General features: G+C 42.9%; 19 protein-coding genes. 7 read left to right on the plus strand and 12 right to left on the minus strand.

Going from position 1 to position 20,289, the window contains the following annotated elements:
- Positions 1–49 precede the first annotated feature (49 nt).
- Positions 50–1,060 carry an aspartate-semialdehyde dehydrogenase gene (locus FHS68_RS00285; RefSeq protein ID WP_167266008.1) on the minus strand — a complete coding sequence of 337 codons (1,011 nt, stop codon included), beginning with the start codon at positions 1,058–1,060 and terminating at the stop codon, positions 50–52.
- Positions 1,061–1,144: 84 nt separating this feature from the next.
- Positions 1,145–1,747: a 5-formyltetrahydrofolate cyclo-ligase gene (locus tag FHS68_RS00290; protein ID WP_229211725.1), complete on the minus strand. Its 603-nt coding sequence runs from the start codon at positions 1,745–1,747 to the stop codon at positions 1,145–1,147.
- Between the two features lie 141 nt (positions 1,748–1,888).
- Here FHS68_RS00290 and FHS68_RS00295 point away from each other — a divergent pair, with 141 nt between their 5' ends.
- From FHS68_RS00295 to FHS68_RS00310, 4 genes are all read left to right on the plus strand, one after another.
- Entirely contained in the window at positions 1,889–3,100 is a 1,212-nt protein-coding gene (locus FHS68_RS00295; protein WP_167266011.1) for an NADP-dependent isocitrate dehydrogenase, read from the plus strand.
- Positions 3,101–3,499: 399 nt separating this feature from the next.
- A complete protein-coding gene (locus FHS68_RS00300) occupies positions 3,500–3,706 on the plus strand; it encodes a prevent-host-death family protein (RefSeq protein WP_167266014.1) in 207 nt (68 codons plus the stop codon).
- Positions 3,707–3,900: 194 nt separating this feature from the next.
- Positions 3,901–5,130 carry a pyridoxal phosphate-dependent aminotransferase gene (locus FHS68_RS00305; protein WP_167266016.1) on the plus strand — a complete coding sequence of 410 codons (1,230 nt, stop codon included), beginning with the start codon at positions 3,901–3,903 and terminating at the stop codon, positions 5,128–5,130.
- Positions 5,131–5,280: 150 nt separating this feature from the next.
- On the plus strand, positions 5,281–6,345 hold the full coding sequence (locus FHS68_RS00310) for a ferredoxin--NADP reductase (RefSeq protein WP_167266019.1): 1,065 nt from the start codon (positions 5,281–5,283) through the stop codon (positions 6,343–6,345).
- A 48-nt stretch (positions 6,346–6,393) separates the two neighbouring features.
- On the opposite strand, the gene FHS68_RS00315 is transcribed toward FHS68_RS00310, so the two are convergent.
- The 6 genes from FHS68_RS00315 to FHS68_RS00340 all read right to left on the minus strand — a co-directional run bounded on the left by FHS68_RS00315 (position 6,394) and on the right by FHS68_RS00340 (position 13,784).
- Positions 6,394–8,274, minus strand: a complete 1,881-nt coding sequence (locus FHS68_RS00315) for a M56 family metallopeptidase (RefSeq protein ID WP_167266022.1) — start codon at positions 8,272–8,274, stop codon at positions 6,394–6,396.
- A gap of 2 nt (positions 8,275–8,276) precedes the next feature.
- Complete coding sequence (locus FHS68_RS00320) at positions 8,277–8,651, minus strand: BlaI/MecI/CopY family transcriptional regulator (RefSeq protein WP_167266024.1); 375 nt, start codon at positions 8,649–8,651, stop codon at positions 8,277–8,279.
- A 188-nt stretch (positions 8,652–8,839) separates the two neighbouring features.
- On the minus strand, positions 8,840–9,964 hold the full coding sequence (gene dnaN, locus FHS68_RS00325) for a DNA polymerase III subunit beta (RefSeq protein WP_167266027.1): 1,125 nt from the start codon (positions 9,962–9,964) through the stop codon (positions 8,840–8,842).
- 103 nt (positions 9,965–10,067) lie between these two features.
- A complete protein-coding gene (gene gldG / locus FHS68_RS00330; protein ID WP_167266030.1) occupies positions 10,068–11,741 on the minus strand; it encodes a gliding motility-associated ABC transporter substrate-binding protein GldG in 1,674 nt (557 codons plus the stop codon).
- Positions 11,742–11,855: 114 nt separating this feature from the next.
- Positions 11,856–12,863, minus strand: a complete 1,008-nt coding sequence (locus tag FHS68_RS00335; protein WP_167266032.1) for a phytanoyl-CoA dioxygenase family protein — start codon at positions 12,861–12,863, stop codon at positions 11,856–11,858.
- Positions 12,864–12,890: 27 nt separating this feature from the next.
- The gene (locus FHS68_RS00340; RefSeq protein ID WP_167266035.1) at positions 12,891–13,784 is read right to left on the minus strand and encodes a 3-keto-disaccharide hydrolase; all 894 of its coding nucleotides are present in this window, start codon (positions 13,782–13,784) and stop codon (positions 12,891–12,893) included.
- 324 nt (positions 13,785–14,108) lie between these two features.
- Here FHS68_RS00340 and FHS68_RS00345 point away from each other — a divergent pair, with 324 nt between their 5' ends.
- A complete protein-coding gene (locus FHS68_RS00345) occupies positions 14,109–14,330 on the plus strand; it encodes a hypothetical protein (protein ID WP_167266037.1) in 222 nt (73 codons plus the stop codon).
- A gap of 6 nt (positions 14,331–14,336) precedes the next feature.
- Here the strand turns inward: FHS68_RS00345 and rnr are convergent, their stop codons facing one another.
- From rnr to lipB, 4 genes are all read right to left on the minus strand, one after another.
- A complete protein-coding gene (rnr, locus tag FHS68_RS00350) occupies positions 14,337–16,739 on the minus strand; it encodes a ribonuclease R (protein ID WP_167266040.1) in 2,403 nt (800 codons plus the stop codon).
- A gap of 27 nt (positions 16,740–16,766) precedes the next feature.
- Positions 16,767–17,504, minus strand: coding sequence for a 3'-5' exonuclease (locus FHS68_RS00355; protein WP_167266042.1), 738 nt, complete (start codon positions 17,502–17,504; stop codon positions 16,767–16,769).
- 179 nt (positions 17,505–17,683) lie between these two features.
- Positions 17,684–18,097: a hypothetical protein gene (locus FHS68_RS00360; protein WP_167266045.1), complete on the minus strand. Its 414-nt coding sequence runs from the start codon at positions 18,095–18,097 to the stop codon at positions 17,684–17,686.
- A complete protein-coding gene (gene lipB, locus FHS68_RS00365; RefSeq protein WP_167266048.1) occupies positions 18,097–18,822 on the minus strand; it encodes a lipoyl(octanoyl) transferase LipB in 726 nt (241 codons plus the stop codon). The genes FHS68_RS00360 and lipB overlap by 1 nt, the downstream gene beginning before the upstream one ends.
- A gap of 163 nt (positions 18,823–18,985) precedes the next feature.
- On the opposite strand from lipB, the gene FHS68_RS00370 reads away from it, so the two are divergent.
- On the plus strand, positions 18,986–19,345 hold the full coding sequence (locus FHS68_RS00370) for a YraN family protein (protein WP_167266050.1): 360 nt from the start codon (positions 18,986–18,988) through the stop codon (positions 19,343–19,345).
- 76 nt (positions 19,346–19,421) lie between these two features.
- Complete coding sequence (locus tag FHS68_RS00375; protein ID WP_167266053.1) at positions 19,422–20,288, plus strand: sugar phosphate isomerase/epimerase family protein; 867 nt, start codon at positions 19,422–19,424, stop codon at positions 20,286–20,288.
- The last annotated feature ends 1 nt before the right edge of the window (position 20,289 follow it).

A 20,289-nucleotide genomic window follows, 5' to 3' on the forward strand; every position in this document is an offset into this window, starting at 1 on the left:
AGAGCCGCCTCGCAGCAGCTCTTTGTCACTTAATGATATTTAGAAAATCTTAAACCTCCTGCGGTATTCCTACCAGATCATGTTTTGCTAAAAACTCCGCGATCTGAACGGTATTGGTAGCAGCTCCCTTTCTGAGGTTATCAGCAACAATCCACAAGTTTAATGTCTTAGGCTGCGATTCATCGCGACGGATTCGGCCTACAAACGTTTCGTCTTTTCCATGAGCAGTCAATGGCATTGGATAAAGCGCGTTTTTAGGATCATCCTGCAAAATAACCCCTTCGGCTTCGCTCAGGATTTTTCGGACATCGTCAAGATCGAATTCATTTTCAAATTCAATGTTAACTGCTTCTGAATGACCACCTATGGTTGGAATGCGAACGGTTGTGGCGGTAACAGCAATGCTGTCATCGCCCATAATTTTTTTCGTTTCGTTCGTCATCTTCATTTCTTCTTTGGTATAACCGTTGTCCAGGAATACGTCGATATGCGGCAGCGCATTCAGGTCGATCTGGTGTGGATACACTTTGGATATGCTGTGGTCGCCAGCGCGTTCGGCGAAAAGTTGGTCAACTGCTGCCTTACCCGTTCCCGTGACCGATTGGTAGGTGGAAACGACAACTCGTTTAACCTTATATTTTTTATGCAATGGATTCAAAACCACAACCATTTGAATGGTTGAGCAGTTTGGATTTGCAATGATCTTATCTTCTTTTGTTAGTTCACCTGCATTGATTTCAGGAACCACTAACTTTTTGGTAGGATCCATTCTCCATGCCGAAGAATTATCGATAACAGTGATTCCGGCTTCTGCGAATTTTGGGGCAAGTGCAAGTGATGTTCCGCCGCCTGCTGAAAATATAGCGATCTCAGGTTTGGCTGCAATCGCTTCCTCAAATCCGATCACCTTTATCTGTTTACCCTTGAATGTAACTTCCTTACCAATAGATCTTTCGGATGCAACGGCTAATAATTCCGTTACTGGGAAATTACGCTCTTCGAGCACTTTGAGGATTTCGCCGCCCACCAAACCGGTAGCGCCTACTACTGCGATTTTCATTCTTGCATTAAGATTAAAATGAATAATTAATGATTTACGCTTCGCTTTTGAATGGCGAAAAGTGCCGCAAATTTACGAGGAAATTTAGAATTGATAAATATATTCTGGTGTAACACACATGTTTAAGGGAATATCGTGCTGGTCGAGGTTTTCGATTTCATCAACAGGATCAAAAAAAGACAACCCGATTTTGAGTATATCCGGGTCGCATTGTTCTAAAAACCGATCATAATATCCTCCGCCATACCCAACCCGAAAACCTTTTTTATCAAAGGCCAACAGAGGAACTAATACAACTTCAACAGAGGCCAAATCTACTTTTGCAGAGATAAGAGGATCTGGCTCAGGTATTTGCCAGCGATTTAAGTGTAGTTGGGTATGTGAGTCCAATAGGTAATGCTGCATCTCCTGCGTACCAGGTACCACATATGGGGCTACCGTCTTTGTGTGAAGTAAATGAGTCCATATCCAATGTATTGTTTTCCAGGTATCTACCTCGTTTCTAGTTGTATTGGATAAAAATGTATGGATAACATTGGGGCGGATTTTAGTAAAAATGCTTTGCATCACACTAAAAATAATATCATTTTTTAGTCGAATGTCTTCCGTATTTAAAGCGAGTCGTTTCTCTACAAACTGCTGCCTTAGATTGGCTTTTGTTGTCGTCATTTCTTGGTTTCTTTTCATGGAGCAATATCAAAAATTAACCTAACGGGTTCAACAGCAAACATTAAATTCAACTTATCTCGCCTATTTTTCAGCATCTAGCTGATTGTTTGTACTTTCACGGCTGATTTCGAATCTTTAACTATTGTATAGAATTAGGACATGAGCAAAATTAAAGTTGACAATCCCGTCGTAGAGCTGGATGGCGATGAAATGACCCGGATCATCTGGAAGTTTATCAAAGAAAAACTCATTTTACCGTATCTGGATGTTGATATTAAGTACTACGATCTGGGTGTAGAATACCGCGACGAAACCAGCGACCAGGTAACAATTGATGCGGCTAATGCAATAAGAGAATATGGTGTAGGTATTAAATGTGCTACAATCACGCCCGACGAGGACCGCGTAAAGGAATTTAACCTGAAACAAATGTGGAAGTCGCCGAACGGAACAATCCGTAACATTCTGGACGGTACCGTCTTTCGTGAGCCGATCGTCATGAGCAACGTTCCGCGCCTGGTTACCAACTGGACAGCTCCCATCATTGTTGGGCGTCACGCTTTTGGGGATCAGTATAAAGCAACAGATTTCGTGGTTCCTGGAAAAGGAAAATTAACCATCAAATTCGAAGGTGAAGACGGACAAGTGATTGAGCATGAGGTATATCAGTTCAATGGTCCTGGTGTTGCCATGGGTATGTACAACCTCGATGAATCCATCCGTGGTTTTGCACGTGCCTGCTTTAATGTTGCATTGGATAAGGGCTGGCCTTTGTATTTGTCAACCAAAAATACGATTCTGAAAAAATACGACGGACGTTTCAAGGATATTTTCCAGGAAATATACGATCAGAAATATGCGGGTAAAGTTCATTATGAGCACCGTTTGATCGACGATATGGTTGCTTCGGCACTTAAATGGAATGGTAATTTCGTTTGGGCTTGTAAAAACTATGATGGTGACGTTCAGTCTGATACGGTTGCGCAAGGTTTTGGTTCATTGGGCCTGATGACTTCTGTACTCGTTACGCCGGATGGCAAAACAATGGAAGCGGAAGCAGCACATGGCACCGTTACACGTCACTATCGTGAGCATCAAAAAGGAAGACCAACGTCCACAAATCCAATCGCTTCCATTTTCGCATGGACCCGTGGTTTGGCATTCCGCGGAAAGCTCGATGGCAACCAACCTTTAATCGATTTCTGTCTTGCCTTAGAAAAAGTATGCATTGAAACCGTTGAGAGCGGAAAAATGACAAAAGATCTGGCAATCGGTGTTTACGGCAACGACGTAAAACACGGCGATCATTTCCTTTATACAGAAGAATTCCTTGAAGCGATTGATAGCAATTTGAAGGTTGCTTTGGCGTAAGGGGAGAAATACTTTTAATAAAAGGCCATCAAATCTCAGCTGATTTGATGGCCTTTTGTTTTATAGTTTAAGAGCTACAACAGTAGTTTTGTGACTTCTGAATCATTATGTACATTTATCACAACGCACTATACTTTGATAATGTATCAACTGTTGTTTACAGACAAGGCTTTAAAAAGCTTGAAATATATCCCGTTAAAGGACGCTAAAAAGATAATAGAAAATTTAGAGGCCTTAGCGAAAAACTCATACGTCAAAAGCAATGTTAAACGTCTGACAAACCATCCTTTTGCTGTTTTTCGCTGTAAGAGTTGGAAATTATAGAGTTCTTTTTGATAAAGATGACGCTCTAAAAATTATTGAGATCATCGATTTAGGTCACCGCAAAAGTATATACTAATGAATCTCCAAGCACAGATAATAAAAGAATCGGGCGTTCCAAAATTCGCTCTGTTGCCAATAGAAAGATATGAAATGCTGCTAAGCGAATTATCAGATTTTGAGAGTATTGAGGACCTGGCGGATTATCTCAAAGCTATCAAAGTAAAAGCCGAGACAACCCAATGGCATAGTTTAGAAGCTGTTAAAGCAGAGTTGGGACTTTAAGTATAGTGCCCTTCGTTGTCTCCAATCCGCATTATCCTTCTTGCCAATGCGCAAAGAAGAAATCGGCATAACTGGCAACTTTTAATAAATCTTCGTCTGTAATCCACAAAACAACACCCAAAAACCGCTACCTTTGCGGGCAATTTGTTGATATAGACAGCAGTACCTTCTTTCAAAACTTAATTTTTGTTGCAATGTCCGCAGTAGCAGAGCAAACCCGATTGGGAACACGGTTGTTGGCCGACCGTATCAACGCACTCGAAGAATCTTCGACCCTGGCGATGACGAAAATGGCCCGTGAACTGGCTGCTCAAGGTCATAAGGTGATCAGCCTGAGCGTGGGAGAGCCAGATTTCAAAACACCCGCTCACATTTGCGAGGCAGCTAAAAAGGCCATTGACGATGGTTTTCACGGATATTCACCCGTAGCAGGTTACCCTGATCTACGCAAGGCTATTGCCGATAAATTAAAACGAGATAATAACATAGATTGGAAACCTGAGAATATTGTGGTTTCTACCGGAGCAAAGCATTCGTTAGCGAATGTAATCCAGGTTATGGTTAATCCGGGCGATGAGGTAATCATTTTCGCGCCATACTGGGTTAGCTATTCCGAAATGGTGAAACTGGCCGAAGGCAAATCAGTGGTTTTGAATGGTGCTTTTGACAATGATTTTAAGGTTACGGCGGCTCAATTAGAGGCAGCAATTACACCACGTACAAAAATTGTCATGTACGCTTCACCAAATAATCCCACCGGAGCAGTTTACTCAGAAAGTGAATTGAGAGAAATTGCAGCCGTTTTGGAAAAGCATGAAGACGTATATATTCTTGCAGATGAAATTTACGAGTACATCAACTTTACAGAGGAAGGCCATTTTAGCATTGGGTCCATTCCTGAATTGAAGGAACGCGTTATTACTTGCAATGGCGTTGCTAAGGGTTATGCCATGACAGGCTGGCGTATTGGATTTATTGCAGCCGAAAAGTGGATTGCCGAAGGTGTTGAAAAATTGCAGGGACAGGTAACTTCAGGAACCAATTCCATCGCTCAAAAGGCAGCAACCGCAGCCTTCAACGGACCGATGGAACCGACTATTGAAATGGCAAAAGCCTATCATCGTCGCCGTGACCTGGTTGTGGGGTTATTGAAAGAGATTCCAGGTTTTAAAGTGAATGTTCCGCAGGGCGCATTTTACGCATTTCCCGATGTGAGTTATTATTTCGGAAAATCGGACGGCACTACTGCCATTAACAACTCCGATGATTTTTCGAATTGGCTGTTAAATACGTCTTACGTTTCTACCGTGGCAGGATCGGGATTTGGGGCGCCGGATTGCATTCGCATATCTACCGCCGCGGCCGATGAGTCCTTGGTTGAAGCCGTGGACCGCATTAGAAATGCAGTAGCTACTTTAAAATAATTGATCAGTGAAATCTAAAAAGCCTCATGGGTGTTACCTGTGAGGCTTTTGCATTCATTTTAGTGAAGATTAACATAACTGGCGTGATAATAGGCAATATGCCTGTCAAATTAAAAATAGCTAGTGGTAATCGCTAGTAGCTTCTTTCCAATGAGCAAATATTATTTCTTAAAAGTTAAGGAAGTCGAAAAAGAAACAGATGAGGCTTCGACCATACACTTCTGGCATCCGATCAACGAAGTCGTTTCGTATCGTCCCGGGCAGTTTTTGACGATCTTGTTACCGCAAGATGACAAGAAAATGAGAAGGTCATATTCGATGTCGAGTTCACCTTATACGGATGTTTCCCTTGCAATTACAATCAAACGGGTTCCTGGCGGCTATGCATCCAATATGTTGCTGGATTCCATCAAGGAAGGGGATGTGCTGGAAGTAATGGAGCCTATGGGCGCTTTTTTTCCAAAACAAGCAGACGATCAAACCAGGCAAGTGGTATTTATAGGTGCTGGGAGTGGTATAACACCATTGTTTTCAATCCTAAAATCAATACTAATGGTCGAGGGGGAAAGTGAGGTTTTTTTGATATACGGAAGTCGTAATGAGAATAGCGTCATTTTTAAGGATAAAATTGCAGCGTTGCAGGCAAAGTATGGTGAACGGTTTAAAGTTATTCACACTTTGAGCCAACCTTCGGAGATGTGGGAAGGTCAAACCGGGCGTTTAAATAAATCACATCTTTTGAAAATCATCGAAATGCTTCCTTCTTTGAAAAAGGCAGAAGCAGAGTTTTTCCTGTGCGGGCCTGAGGATATGATGGAAGAAACCAACCGGGCTCTGGCAATTCTTGGGGTTTCTGAGAATAAAATCAGAAAAGAGAGTTTTCTCACGGTAACTGCTACACAGCCAGGAGAAGTTGTACTGGAAGAAGAGAATTCATTGAAAGAAAGAGAGATAACGTTGTTTTATGAAGGTACGGAATATAAAGTCGCCGTCAAACCACATGAAACAGTGTTGGAAGCTGCACTGAATATGGATATCGACTTGCCTTACTCATGTCAGGCGGGAATGTGCACGGCTTGTATGGGCAGATGTGTTTCAGGGAAAGTTCAGATGGACGAAGAAGATGCGCTATCGCAGGCTGAAATAGACGAAGGTTTTATTTTGACCTGTGTTACACACCCTATGAGCGACGATGTGATTATCGAAGTTGAGTAATCCGATAAAATCAAAAATGAGCCGTTTTTTCTACGGCTCATTTTTAGATCATTTCTTTATCGGTGCGGCTGGTGCCACAGGCGGGGCTTTCGGCGGAGCCGGGGCCTTGGCAGGTTTTAGGATCTGATTAGGCGCTTTGGCTTTGGCGGGCGGAGGTGGGGGAGCAACTCTGTGTCCATTAAAATTTCGGTTCACGCGCGCCGTCCTTGCCATTCTTGGCCTCGCAGTTGCTTCAATCTTTTCAAATCCAAGAGATTCCAGTCCAATTTTGCCGTTGATATCCTCAACCTTCTCATTGATCTCTTCCATTTCGCTTTCCAGCTTGCGAATGGGTTCCTCAGCCTTAAAAATTTCTTTTCTGGTTGCAGCGATCTGACTGTTCAGTTCCGAAACGGTTTCTTCCTGTTTTTTGATTTGTTGTTCAAAATCAGCCAGTTGTTTGTCAATATCCGGTTCCGCCTGTTTGGTTTGATTGGCTTTCCGATTGCCATCAAATAGTTCAGACCTTTTCTCCATCAGATCAGACCTTAACTCCATCGCCGTATTTTTTTTCCATTCAAGCTTCTCCATCTCCCTGTGAAAGCGCTCTACCTCAAAGCGTTGCTTTTCCATCTCAAGATTGATTTCCTCCATGCGGTGATTAAGTGGCTCCATCTCAGTCTGAAGAGCTTGCATCCTTCGATGGATCTCGTTCATCTTTTTGTTCAGAGAGTCGTCATCAAAATGAATTGTGGCTATTTCGTCTATATCTACTTCCGGAGCCTCGGCTATCTCTATATCAGGTGAAATTTCAGCAATTGCCGCAACTGCATCCTCCACGTCTTCCGTATTACCAGAATTGAGATTTTTTATTTTCTCGGTTTGATAAGCTGGCTTTCTCTTGTTGGCTTTTTCAACTTTTTGAGCCACGGCATACACAGAGACTCCAATAACAAGGCTCATTGCAAACAGCATCACAGGTATGCGTCCAAATGTCCTTGCAGATTTTGGAGAAAGCCCAAGAACGCGCTGAACCCTTTGCATTAGGAGCGGCCGTTTCGAAGCAAATGCCATTGCCATTCTGGGCGCATTTTGCCATTCCGCCACCTTTACCAAGGCGTGTGCCAGCGAAATTTTGTCTCCGCAAACACTTAATGCAATGTCGTCACAGCAATGTTCACGCTCGGTGCGTATCCGCTCCGAAAGCCACCAGATCGCAGGATGGAAAAAGAAGACCACTTCCACAAGAGATTGAAGCATATTGACCAAATAATCGTTTCGCCTAATATGCGCCAATTCATGTGCCAGGATAGCCTCCACTTGTGAAGTAGAAAATCCGGAAAGCAGACCTAAGGGAATAAGAACTACCGGGCTAAATGCTCCAATAACCATGGGTGTCAGCACCTTGGCGGATTCTCGGAATTCGATGGATTGGGAAATGTTCATCTTCGCAATGATTACCCCAAATCTCGCACGCCATTCTCGGTCCATCACAATTTTAGCGTTCGATCGCAGCCTTTCCGTAAAAATCCAACCACCGGCAAATCGTAACAAAAGGAATGCTGCCCCGATAAGCCAGCAAATAACCAGTTCATTTAGATGAGCAGATAACCAAAGTTGAATTTTAACCGTAATTGGGAGTTGCATTCTGGCAGCATTCAGGACAGGCATGAAAGAATGCCTGCCAAGCGAGATTGCTGATTTGGCTGACGGGATCACAGCAGTAATTTTCAACTGGTAGTAGGTAAATGTTGCGATCGACATAAAAACCTGCAGAGTGAGGAAACCAATCCCCGCCGCATATCGGATGTTGGCTGTGCATTTTCGCAACAGATAAAAAGTTACGGCTGCAAGAGCCAGCAGTACTGTTCCCTGCCATAAAGAGTGGATAAGCGTCCAGCCAAAGGCTGTTACCGCTGATTCGGAAAGTAAGTTGGAAATAGTTTTCATGACTAACGATTGTTTTCCAGGTTGTTTAATAACTCGCGTATTTCTTCTAGTTCTTCCTTTGAAGTTGAATGATTTCCAAGCGCCTGCATCACCATTTGTGCGGCCGAGCCCTGGAATACGGTGTCAACCAATTTACCTAAAAGATTTTGCTGGGTTTCCTCTTTGCCTAGGAGCGCCACATAAATGTGCGATCTTCCATGCTCGGTGCGGTAAAGCAAACCTTTGTCATGCATAATCTGCATGAGCTTCAATGTAGTCGTATAACCAACATCCTTAGTCACTGAAAGTGCATCATGCACAGATCGTACGGTGCTGGGTCCTGCCTGCCACAGGTTGTTTAAAATTTCTAATTCAGAGTCAGTTGGTTTAATATACATGGCTTTTTGTTTACTTACGATAATCTTCGTACCAAATGTCTACGAAAAAAATCGTACATGCAAGCTCTACCTACGATTTTTTTCGTAATAAGAAGTTAATTTTTGTTAAAATGTTGATTAATAATGTTTTGACACAAAAAATCCGGAAGCATTAGCTCCGGATTTGACTTAAAGATGAATATTTTCGACTAAACGTAAGTATTTAGCATGACTGGCATTACCAGCATCAGGATATCTTCATTCTCTTCCTGATCCACAGGAATGATCAACCCTGCCCGATTTGGAGCGGAAAGTTCGAATGTGATTGTTTTGCTGGAAAGGTTACCAAGTACCTCAATCAGAAATTTAGCATTAAAACCAATTTCCATATCATCGCCATTATATTCACACATTAACCGCTCATTGGCTTCATTGGAATAATCAAGATCCTCTGCAGAAATAACAAGATCATTTAATGCCATCTTCAACCGTACTTGATGCGTTGTCCTATTGGAGTAAATGGAAATACGTCTGAGTGAGCTCAGAATTTCCATTCTGTTAATGGTAAGTGAATTCTGATTATTGGTAGGAATTGCGTTTTCATAATCTGGGAAACGTTCGTCGATCAAACGGCAGATCATGCGGATATTCCCAAAGCTGAAAAAAGCATTGGATGATGTAAACTCTGCTTTTACAGGAAGATCCTCAGATGGAAGACAAGACTTCAACAAGTTCAAAGCCTTTCGCTGAATGATCATTGAAGTATCTACATCCGACTTAATGTCTGTACGTCGGTAACGCACCAACCGATGTCCATCCGTGGCGACAAAAGTGGCATTTTCGGTTCCCATTTGTACAAACACACCTGTCATTGCAGGACGAAGGTCGTCTGTACTGGTTGCGAAAAGTGTATTTGCAATGGCAGCACCCAGGGATGATGAGGAAAAGTCAACGGCTTGACCTCTGTTAACCGCTGGCGTTTTCGGGAAATCGATCGGATTTTCTCCGGATAATTTGTATCTGCCATTATCCGAAACAATTTCAGTTCCGAAAGTTTCGCTATTGACTTGTAATGTGATCGGTTGCTCAGGAAGTCCGCGAAGCGTATCCAGCAGCAATTTTGCAGGAATTGCGATAGCGCCTTTTTCGGAAGACTCTACTTCGATCTCTGTGATCATCACCGTTTGAAGATCCGAGGCAGTTACGGTTAGTGAATTTCCCTCCAGAGTTAGTAAAAAATTCTCGAGTATGGGCACAATTGGGTTCGTTGAAACGACACCGTTTATAGCAGATAGCTGTTTGAGAAGAACTGATGACGAAACGACAAACTTCATAATTTGTGACGTAAGTGTTTAGATGATAAAAATATTGTGGATGATTTCTAAATCATTTTGTAGGGAACAAAAGTATAAAAAATTACCGACGAAGCACCCAGTGTCAGCCGAATTTTCGAACACGGAAATAGTAGCGCAGCGCCCCAAAAATGGCGATAAGCGCAATTGGAAGCAGCAAATTGATAGCCTGCCAGAATTTTCTGTTTTCCTGAATCTGGATTTTGTCCAATGCACGAATTTCAATCTGCTTGCTTCTGGAACTGATCAGACCGTTGGCATCTGTCATGAAATCAAGCGCATGCATTACGAAGTCCTTGTTTCCAAAGGTTTGCCTGGTTACGCGGTCATAACCAAGAGGTAATGGAGCATTCCTTTTATAATCATAATCGTTTACTATGATATCTCCGTCTGAACAAATAATCACCTTTCCGGTATTTCCTGTGGCCTTAAATTTTGTGGCACGGGGATCAGAGGGTAAAATGCGGTTTTGAAAGAGAGACGTAAAAGTACCTTCCAACAGCACGGCACCTATCTTTACTCCGGATGTATATTCGGACGGCTGTGGCAGCTTGCGCGCTTCGTTATATCCGACTAATGCCGGAGCATTCAAAAGTTGCGTATATCTGGAAGTCATGATTAATGGGGTTTTCTGGATCTGCGAATTCCCGCCAACTGTATCGATGGTGCTTAGGAACCTGGAATAAACTGCGTTCAGGTTTCGGGTTATCGGATGCGGGCCAAAATTATTGAGTAGAGGAAAAAAACGCCAGGACATAGGTTTGATTTCCGGCTTATCACCCATGTTACCAACATTGAGCAGAATTTCAGCACAGTTGAGGTCTTTCACAAGATTCGTATTAATCCGGGCGCCCCACTTGAAAAACAGGTCATTCAAGTTCAGGTCGAGCGGCTGGGCATAGCTTCCGTCCAGGCTGATACTATCGACTTTTGAACCGTCCACAAAAAAGAGCGCTTTTCCGCCGCCAATCACATATTGGTCCAGCTTGTACTTTTCATCCTCAGAAAAAGCGCTGTCAGGCTTCAATACAACCAACGCATCCAATCCTTCATAGGATTCCGGATTATTCATATCGAGAAAAACGTCGTAATTCTGTTGTATTGAGGCAATGAGGTCGCTTAATCGTGCGGGGGAAATCTTGGTGTGGCTGACGACCAGCCCTATTTTTTTTTGTTGCTGGTTGTCCAATAACCTGATCGCAGAGGCAATCTCAAACTCAACGCCTTCATACGACTGGTTTAGCTGCTCCTCGGGAGAGCTTGTTTTACGTCCGTTAATACTTGAATTATTTCCTTTAAGTAACTGTACTGGAACGGAAAGGGTATCAGCTTGAACGATTAAGCCCGGAAAAATGATTTTTTCTGTTCGCTTGCCGTCTTCATTGGCAAAGACATTGGTAGGTACCAATCCCCGGTCGACCAGATTTACATATTGCTTTTGACGCTGCTCCTCATTAGACGCTTGTGAAGGATCTGAGTAATTGATAGTCAGGTGACCGTTGGCGTAGTTTTTAAACTCATCAAGCGTTTCGCGGGTAGCACTTTCGAGCCGTTCGAAACCAGCCGGAAATTCTCCTGATAAATACACATTGATAACAATATCCTTATCCAGGTTATTCAGAAGTTGTTTGGTAGCGTCAGAAATGCTATAACGCTTATCTTCGGTAAGATCCAGCCTAACAAAAAAGATGGACGCCAACCAATTTACTCCGACCAAAAAACCCAATAGTAGAATAAGCCGAAGCAAGGTGTTTTTCATTAAACTTTATTTCCAGTAAGAGACTAAAAACAAAAGATGGACGAGCCTGTTATCCAGCATAAACGTCCATCTTTTTTGCAAAAATATAAAAAACCAAAAACCCTGGCTCAATAGTTATTTCAATACATCTTCGGATTGAGGGAAAATGGGGTTATTATAAATATATACGCCGTTATAATCCTGTTTAATTGGCACCTGAGTCGGAAAATTGCGGTGGTAAGGAAGCGCTTTTTCGGTGGAATAATGGCAGACAAATGATTTTCTGGTTTGTCCAGGATTAGTGATCATTGATCCTCCATGGGCCAATGCCGAATGCCAGATAAGCACATCGCCTTTCTTGATCAATAGCGTTTCTTTGGGGTACTTTAACTCAGCGCAGGTTTTGTCAAGATAATCGGCAAATTCAAGCGCATTCTTTGTAGAATCCTTTTTGTACAGAATGCCAGAGCCAAAATTAAATTTCGGCATGCGGTGGGATCCAATATAATAATACAGCGGGCCTGAGTCGATTTTAATATCTTCAAGCGCAATCCATGCAGCAGCCAAATGGCTTGGAATTTTCGCAGTAACCCAGGGATAATCCTGGTGGGAAGGTTGCTGGCTACCATACATAAAAACCAGACTTTGCATGACCACTACCTTCTCATTAAAGATTGCTTCCAGAAAGGAGACAATGTAAGGGTGCGTCATCAGCTTCTTACCTGCAACGGAAGAATTGTGAAAATCATTGATTTTCACATATTTACCTTGTAACGCCTGTTTTGGAAATTCTTTAATATTCCGTTCCTGGTTGGGCTTGAACTCGTCTAAATCAATCCGTACCGACAAATCATACTTTTCCGGATGGCTAACCAATTCCCTGAAATCTCCCCAAAACTTATCAATCATAGGCTCGGGAATAATGTTTTCGAGGACGACATATCCGTTTTGCTGCCAGTTTCTAAGCTTGTCCGCCATGTCGTAAGGCACATCATACCTTGGTGGATTTTTCTCAAGAAAACCTGCAATGTCCGGCTTATCCTGGTCTATCCAGGGAAGTGTAGACTTATCAAATTCTTTTAGCGGAAAGTATTGGCTTTTGAGAGCTTCGGCTTTGCGTTTGACGCGCTGGATAAGACTCATTTCTTGTGCAGATTTTGTTTATAATGATTACTTTTTAAATGTGCAGGCGTTATTGTCAGCCACTTGGTAATAGGATTTATAATTGGTTGCTTTTGGATTCATGCACCCTTTTAAGTTAAGCAATTCAATATTTTTAAAATCAATCGGATGGCTTTCTGCCTGCAATGCAATGTAGCCACTGCCTAATGGCGTATTTTGTTTCTTTACCCAATCCTCCTCGTCACCCACTTTACCATCTTTAAAAGTATGGGTTTTTCCGACAAAACCGCCTCCTACTTTGGGATTTGTGAAAACAAGAACGGTATCTCCCTCGATGAGATGATAAACAATGGAGTCTCCGAGAACGATTGCTTCTGCGGTAACCCACTGATCTCCATTGTATGTTTTAGAGGAAGAATTGATGCAATGTGCCTCAGCTAATTTGCCATCGACGTCCACGATTGTACCTGGCGTACAGAGATTTCCGGTATTGCGCTCGCCCGCATTTAAGCCGCCAAGATATTGCATTTCCAGGGAAACCGGGAAATCCTGATCGATTCCAAGGCTGGCCGCAGATTGTGAATGCAGCATGATACCGCTATTCCTGACATTCCAGGAAGCGCCACCCGGAACCTGATTGCCTGTGAAACGATATTTGAGGCGGAGTTTATAATGTGAAAACGGCTTATTGTAATACATGTGGCCGTATTCAGTGGTAAATCGCTCGTATTCTTTGTAGTTCACACGGATCATGTTGTCCTCGACAATGAATGTGTTTTTGTAATTATCATTGACTTTGTGCCCGGCAATTTTGATATCCCAGCCAGTTAGGTCCTTGCCGTTAAATAGCGATTGCCATTCTTCTTTGTCGGAAGATTTTTGGGCGAAGGTTGAGAATGAAATTAAAAGAAATAGGAGTAGAAAATTGCGATCGGCGAGCATATGATTTTTTTTAAACCAAAGGAGCTGTCATGAACATTCTAATCTGCCGTGCCTAATATTGGATGGATATACCTTAAAATAAAAATTGTAAATCTTTATTCCGGTAAGTCTGACATTATGATTTTAGTGATGCACACTTATTAGAAAATGTATGTCGGAAAAAGAGCGGCAGGTTCTCGAAGAGAAACTTAAAAATTTGAAAAATATTCTCGATTTTTATGTTAAGTATCGCAATGAAGTAGGTAGTATGAACCGCTCGCAAATGGAAAGCCACATAGACGATATACTTGACATGATAAATGACATCAAAAAACAGCTAGGACAATGATGAACGAACATGCACTGCCAGAATTTTTTCAACAGGCTTATAAGAAATACCTCACTTTGCAATCTGCAAAGACAGAAAGGGAGTTTTGGGATGAAATCCGAAGAAACAATACTGCAACTCCCGAAGAGTTGGATAAACACCTAGAAGCAGGGCTGCTTTTACTTTCAAACCAGGTTGATGCACTAGGTCAAAAAGTAAAAGCAAAAATGCTGGTTTAAGATAGGCTATCTCCTTTTCTTCTTGGGCTTAGGAGAAGCGGCTGATGCAGGTTTGCGGCTCCTACCGGTAGATTTTGATTCGCGAGGTCTTCTACTCTCTTCGCGAGGGCCAATGTTTCGGGAGCTGCTACCACTTTTAGAGCCACCACTCCGTGATCCGCCACCTCCGCGACTCTCACTTGGAATCGTGCCATCCAAATACAAGTCCATACTCCTGCGGGCCAGGTTCGTATCCTTTACCTTCACCTTTATTGGATCGCCAAATGTGTAGATCTTCCGTGTGCGCTGGCCAACAATCCGGTAATTTTCTTTTTCCAGTTCATAATAATCATCACCTAAGTCGGTCATTCTGATTAGGCCTTCTGATGCAGTTTCAGTGATCTCAACAAATATCCCGAACTCAGTTACGCCAGTAATGATCCCGTCAAATGCCAGGTCCTTATCCATGGTACTCATGAATTCGACCTGTTTGTATTTAATAGAAGCCCTTTCCGCTTCCGCAGCAAGCCGTTCTCTTTCGGAAGAATGTTTGGAAGCCGCTTCGTACGCCTCTTTATCTACCGAAGCGCCGCCGTCCAGGTAATGCTGAAGAAGCCGGTGCGCGAGTACGTCTGGGTACCTTCGTATCGGCGATGTAAAATGTGAATATCTTTTAAATGCCAGACCGAAATGACCCAGATCTTCTGTGCTATACCGCGCTTTCGCCATGGTGCGAACCGCCAGTGATTCAATCAGGTTTTGTTCAGGCTTACCTTCCACTTTGGCCAGCATATCGTTCATGGATTTGGCAATTTTGCTTTCCTCGTCCAATTCCAGTTTAAGGCCAAGTTTGGCTACAAACGTTGCAAAGGTTTTCAAACGGTCCGGATCAGGCGCTTCGTGAACACGGTACACCATGGTATTTTTCACATCACCTTTCGAAAGAGCGTATACGTATTCGGCAACGCGCTTATTAGCCAGCAACATGAATTCTTCAATCAGTTTGTTCGAATCGTGGCGCTCTTTTTGGTAAATTCCAAGAGGCTTACCATTTTCATCCAGCTTAAATCGAACCTCTGGCGTGTCAAAATTAATTGCTCCATTTTTAAAGCGCTCTTTCCTGAATATCTTCGCCAGCGTATTTAATGTAGTAAGTTCTCCGGGGAAATCACCTTCTCCCGAATCAAGCACAGCCTGCGCTTCTTCGTAGCTAAAACGTCTATCCGAATGGATTACCGTCCTGCCAAACCATTGTTTAATCACTTTTCCAAGCAAACTAATCTCAAAAATGGCTGAGAATGCCAGTTTGTCTTCATTGGGCCGCAATGAACAAAGGTTGTTAGATAGCTTTTCAGGAAGCATCGGCACCGTTCTGTCGACCAGGTAAACCGATGTAGCCCTTCTGTAAGCCTCTTTTTCCAATTCTGTTCCTGGCAGAATGTAATGCGAAACATCAGCAATATGCACACCAACTTCCACAACACCGTCTTCCAGATACCTTACAGAAAGTGCGTCGTCAAAATCCTTCGCATCAACAGGGTCAATAGTGAAAGTAAGTACGTTTCGAATGTCCAGACGTTTGGCAATATCTTTTTTGGCGATCTTATCGGGAATTTTCTTCGCTTCTGCTTCGACAGCTTCTGGAAATTGATACGGCAGGCCAAATTCTGCCAATATCGCGTGCATTTCTACATCATTATTTCCGGCTTTGCCCAGAACAGTTACAATCTCACCTTCCGCCTGACTCCTCCTCGTAGGCCACTCTTTTACCTTTACAATGACCTTATCTCCATCCTCTGCCTCACCTGTTTCATCAACTTCGATGAAAATCGGGTCAAAAAGTTTTTTGTTATCCGGCTGGACAACCGCATAACGCTGGTTAATTTCTATGATACCAACAATTTCCGCATTCGAGCGGGTTACAATATCAGTCACCCGGCCTTCAACCCGGTTTTTCCCTGCGTCATTACGACCATTTCTCGAACCTCGGTTGTTTTTGGTCAATTGCTGCACATTGACAATGTCACCGTCCCAGGCACCGTTCAAAAGCTCGGCCTCTATAAAGATATCGTCGTCACGGCCGTCGACTATGGCAAATGCAAAAGACTTGTTAACCCGGTCAATGCGACCGGTAAGTCCTTTAATTACAGGCTTAACATCGGGTGCTGCGGCATAGCTGCCGTTATTGTAAATCAGCCTTCCGGCCTCTTCCAATTCGTGTAGTATTTCGTTAATTAGCTGGCGTACCTTTTTATCCTGTACGCCAAAATGATCGTGGACATCAAATGTCCGGAAGGAATGTTCACTATTTAAATCAAAGAAAGCCGCAATATCCGCTTTCAGGTTGTCGATGTAGGAAACAATGTGGTGGGGGGCATTCTCCGCCCGGCTTTCTTTAAATGTTTTTGTTTTATTCTTGTCTTCTTTCATGTATTCTTTAAATCTTTGAGCAGTCCGCTAACTTTCAACTCTTATAATATTTTCTGCCGCTACTTGTTGAAAACAGTTCAACCGAAGATATAGCTGCGCAAGCACTACCACATCTTCGCGGCAATATCTGGCAATCTTTGCCAGATCATTTTCTTCGTAATATACCTTCGTAACCTGGTCACCGCTCATTTCATTTTTACTTCCAGGAACATTCAGTACCGCCGCTAAAAGATCGAGGGAAGTATAACTTTTATAATCACCAAATTTCCAAAGGTCCATCGTATCCTGGTGCAGGATTTCCCACGGCTTCTTCCCCGTCATTTGTAATGCTTTTGGTATTTCAATGCAATGGATCAGCATGCGGCGGCAGAGAAATGGGAAGTCGAATTCTTTACCATTGTGTGCACAGAGAATCAATTGCTCTGCCGGATATTTTTCAATTAATGCTTTGAATTGCGAAAGCAGCTGGACCTCGTCATCACCCGAAAAGCTGCTAACCTTGAAAGCAAGCTCATCTCTATCATTCCAATAGTAAGCGCCAAAAGCAATGCAAACGATCTTTCCAAACTCTGCATAAATCGCGCCGCGATCGTAAAAGTGTTCGGCATTACTAACCGATTCATCGCCTTTTTTGATAGTCAATGCTTTTTTGTCCCAAAGCTTCTGCATCCGTTCCGGAAGCTGGTTATAGGATGCAAATGCGGAAACCGTCTCAATGTCAAGCAAAAGAAAATTCTTAGCCCGTCTTCTGAAATCGTCTGTCATAGTGTGGGTAGTTGTGAATGTAGTTACGAATTGTTCGGTTTGGCCTTTTGGTGTCACTCATAGTCATTTATTGTCATAAAATTGTCATTTGTTGTCAGGTATAGTTATGAATTGTATTCTCTCCATTTACAAATCATAACCTTGGCTATAAATGACAATTTATGACAACCCGTGACATTCTAGTCATGCAACACCCCAGGCAAACCGGGCGGGTCAATATGCAGGAGATTGGCTTCTACAATGCTGTCAGGCACGAAGATAAACTTTTTATCGTAGATCTGTTTTCCGATAAAATAGCTCACCCAGAATTCATTATTGAGGTGAAAAACGTCCGGGATGATCGGTTCGACAACCATGTGTTCACCCGCGCCGATCTCCGCAAAAAAGTGTCTTAACGTCGAAGTTTTCTGATCCGAATTGTCACCGGATTCACTGTTACTGTATCCTTTTGAAGTGACAAAAACATTTGTGACTGGCTGATCATTGCGATTGATCACGATTACACTCCAATCCTCCTGGTTCAATTCGGTCGTATTTTTGACAATAGCAACCTGAATTCCTTTCACAGGATGGAAAATAATATCCTTTTTCATTAATCTGCTACATTCAATTCCATTTGAAACAACTGCGCCAAATGGTTTTTAAGTTTATATGATACCTCTTCTAAATTTACTTCGGCGCCAAGTTCCGCTGACATAGAAGTTACTGCTTTGTCCTCAATACCGCAAGGAACAATGTTTCCAAAATAAGACAAATCCGTATTGACATTCAGCGCAAATCCATGCATGGTCACCCATCTGCTTGCCTTTACACCCAATGCGCATATTTTACGTGGATTGATCTGCTCTTCAAAATCCAGCCAGACGCCAGTTAACCCTTTAATGCGTCCTGCATGCAGATCATATTCCGCTAATGTGAGAATAATAGCCTCCTCCAATGTCCTCATGTAAAGGTGGATGTCCGTGAAGAAATTATCCAGATCCAGTATCGGATAACCCACAATCTGGCCTGGTCCATGGTAAGTAATGTCGCCTCCGCGGTTGATTCGGTAGTATTTGGCGTGCCTGTTGGAGAGATCGTCTTCTGATAAAAGCAAATGGTCTGGCTTGCCGCTTTTGCCCAATGTGAAGACATGCGGATGCTGGCAAAAGAACAGGTAATTAGGGGTTAACACCTTTTCATTGTCGGCCAAAGTGCGGTTAAGCGTCTTGACCGCCAAAGTTTCTGCAAATACTTTTTCCTGAAAATCCCAGGCGTCTTGATAATCAATCAAGCCTAAGTCCTTGAATTGTACCTGCTTATTAATGAGGGTATTCATTTTTAATGCTTTCCGAAAATATATTTTTCTTATCCTGATACTTATTCTAAAACGCGACGTCTAAGGAAAAAGACTTGAATGCGAAATTTCAAACTTACAGCTAGTACAACGCTATTTCCGTATTGAAATGTTCGGCTTCGCGTTTTTCAACATAAATTTTCAAATGGCAGCACACAACGATACAGGACATTGGGGCGAAGCGACGGCTGCTACATTTCTGATTCAAAACGGTTTTGAGATAATTGAGAAAAATTTCAGAGGCAGGTATGCTGAAATTGATTTAATCGTCAAAAAAGACAAAATGCTGATTTTTGTTGAAGTAAAAACGCGAAGCGGCATCGCCTATGGCATGCCGGAGGAATTTGTGAATGTAACCAAGGCCCGGGCAATCATGAAGGCAGCGGAGAATTACATTTTTGATAAAGACTGGCATTTCGATGTCCGTTTCGACATTATCTCCATTCTGATTTTTACAAATGGAAAAATAGATATCCGTCACATTGAAGATGCATTCAGCAAGTAGCCGCAAAGGCTAATCAATAAGTAGAATACATGGATTGAGCGATTTAGAAGGTAAGTCAAATCCCAAATCCATCATCATGAATCATGTCCAACTTGATCGTCGAGCGATGATCAAAAGCAGCGCGCTTTTGTGGGCGGCTGCTACTAGCGGTGCCTTGTTCGAACCCGCTCCCCAATTTCAACTTGGAGCATGCGATTGGTCGGTAGGAAAAAGCCTGAATCCCGAAGCATTCGACCGTGCGAAAACCATTGGGTTGCAAGGAATACAGGTAAGCTATAATACCGGGAAGGATTACATCGGTCTCTCCAATCCAGCTACACTAAAATCAATTCAGGAAGCCTCGGCACGCACCGGAATTAAGGTGTCAAGCCTGGCAATTGGCGAACTTAACCGCGTGCCTTATAAATCCAAACCGGAAACAGAAGCGTGGGTCCGGAATAGTGTCGATGCCGCCAAAGCATTGGGCGTGAAAGTGATATTGCTCGCTTTTTTCTCAGACGGTGATTTGAGAAATGATGAAGCAGGTAAAAAAGCCGTGATTGAAAGACTTAAAAAAGTAGCGCCGCATGCAGAAAAGCAAGGGATTACGCTGGGAATTGAATCCTATTTAACCGCCCAGGAACATATCGACATTATTGACGCCGTCGGATCGAAGGCTGTGAAAGTATACTACGATTTTCGTAATGCCGCCGACGCTGGAAATGATGTTTTTAAGGAAATTCCAATGCTTGGTAAAGACCTTATCTGCGAACTTCATATGAAGGAAAACGGCCAGAAACTGGGTCAGGGAACGATGGACTGGCCAAGAATCGCGAAAGCAGTTAAAGACATTGGTTATCAGGGCTGGATGCAAATCGAAGGCGCGACACCTCCGGGAGCAGAACTCATTGAATGCTATCAGCAAAACCGGAAGTATCTCGAAGGCCTTTTTTCCTTTAACTAAC

Source organism: Dyadobacter arcticus (assembly GCF_011762185.1).
Classification (GTDB): Bacteria; Bacteroidota; Bacteroidia; order Cytophagales; family Spirosomataceae; genus Dyadobacter; species Dyadobacter arcticus.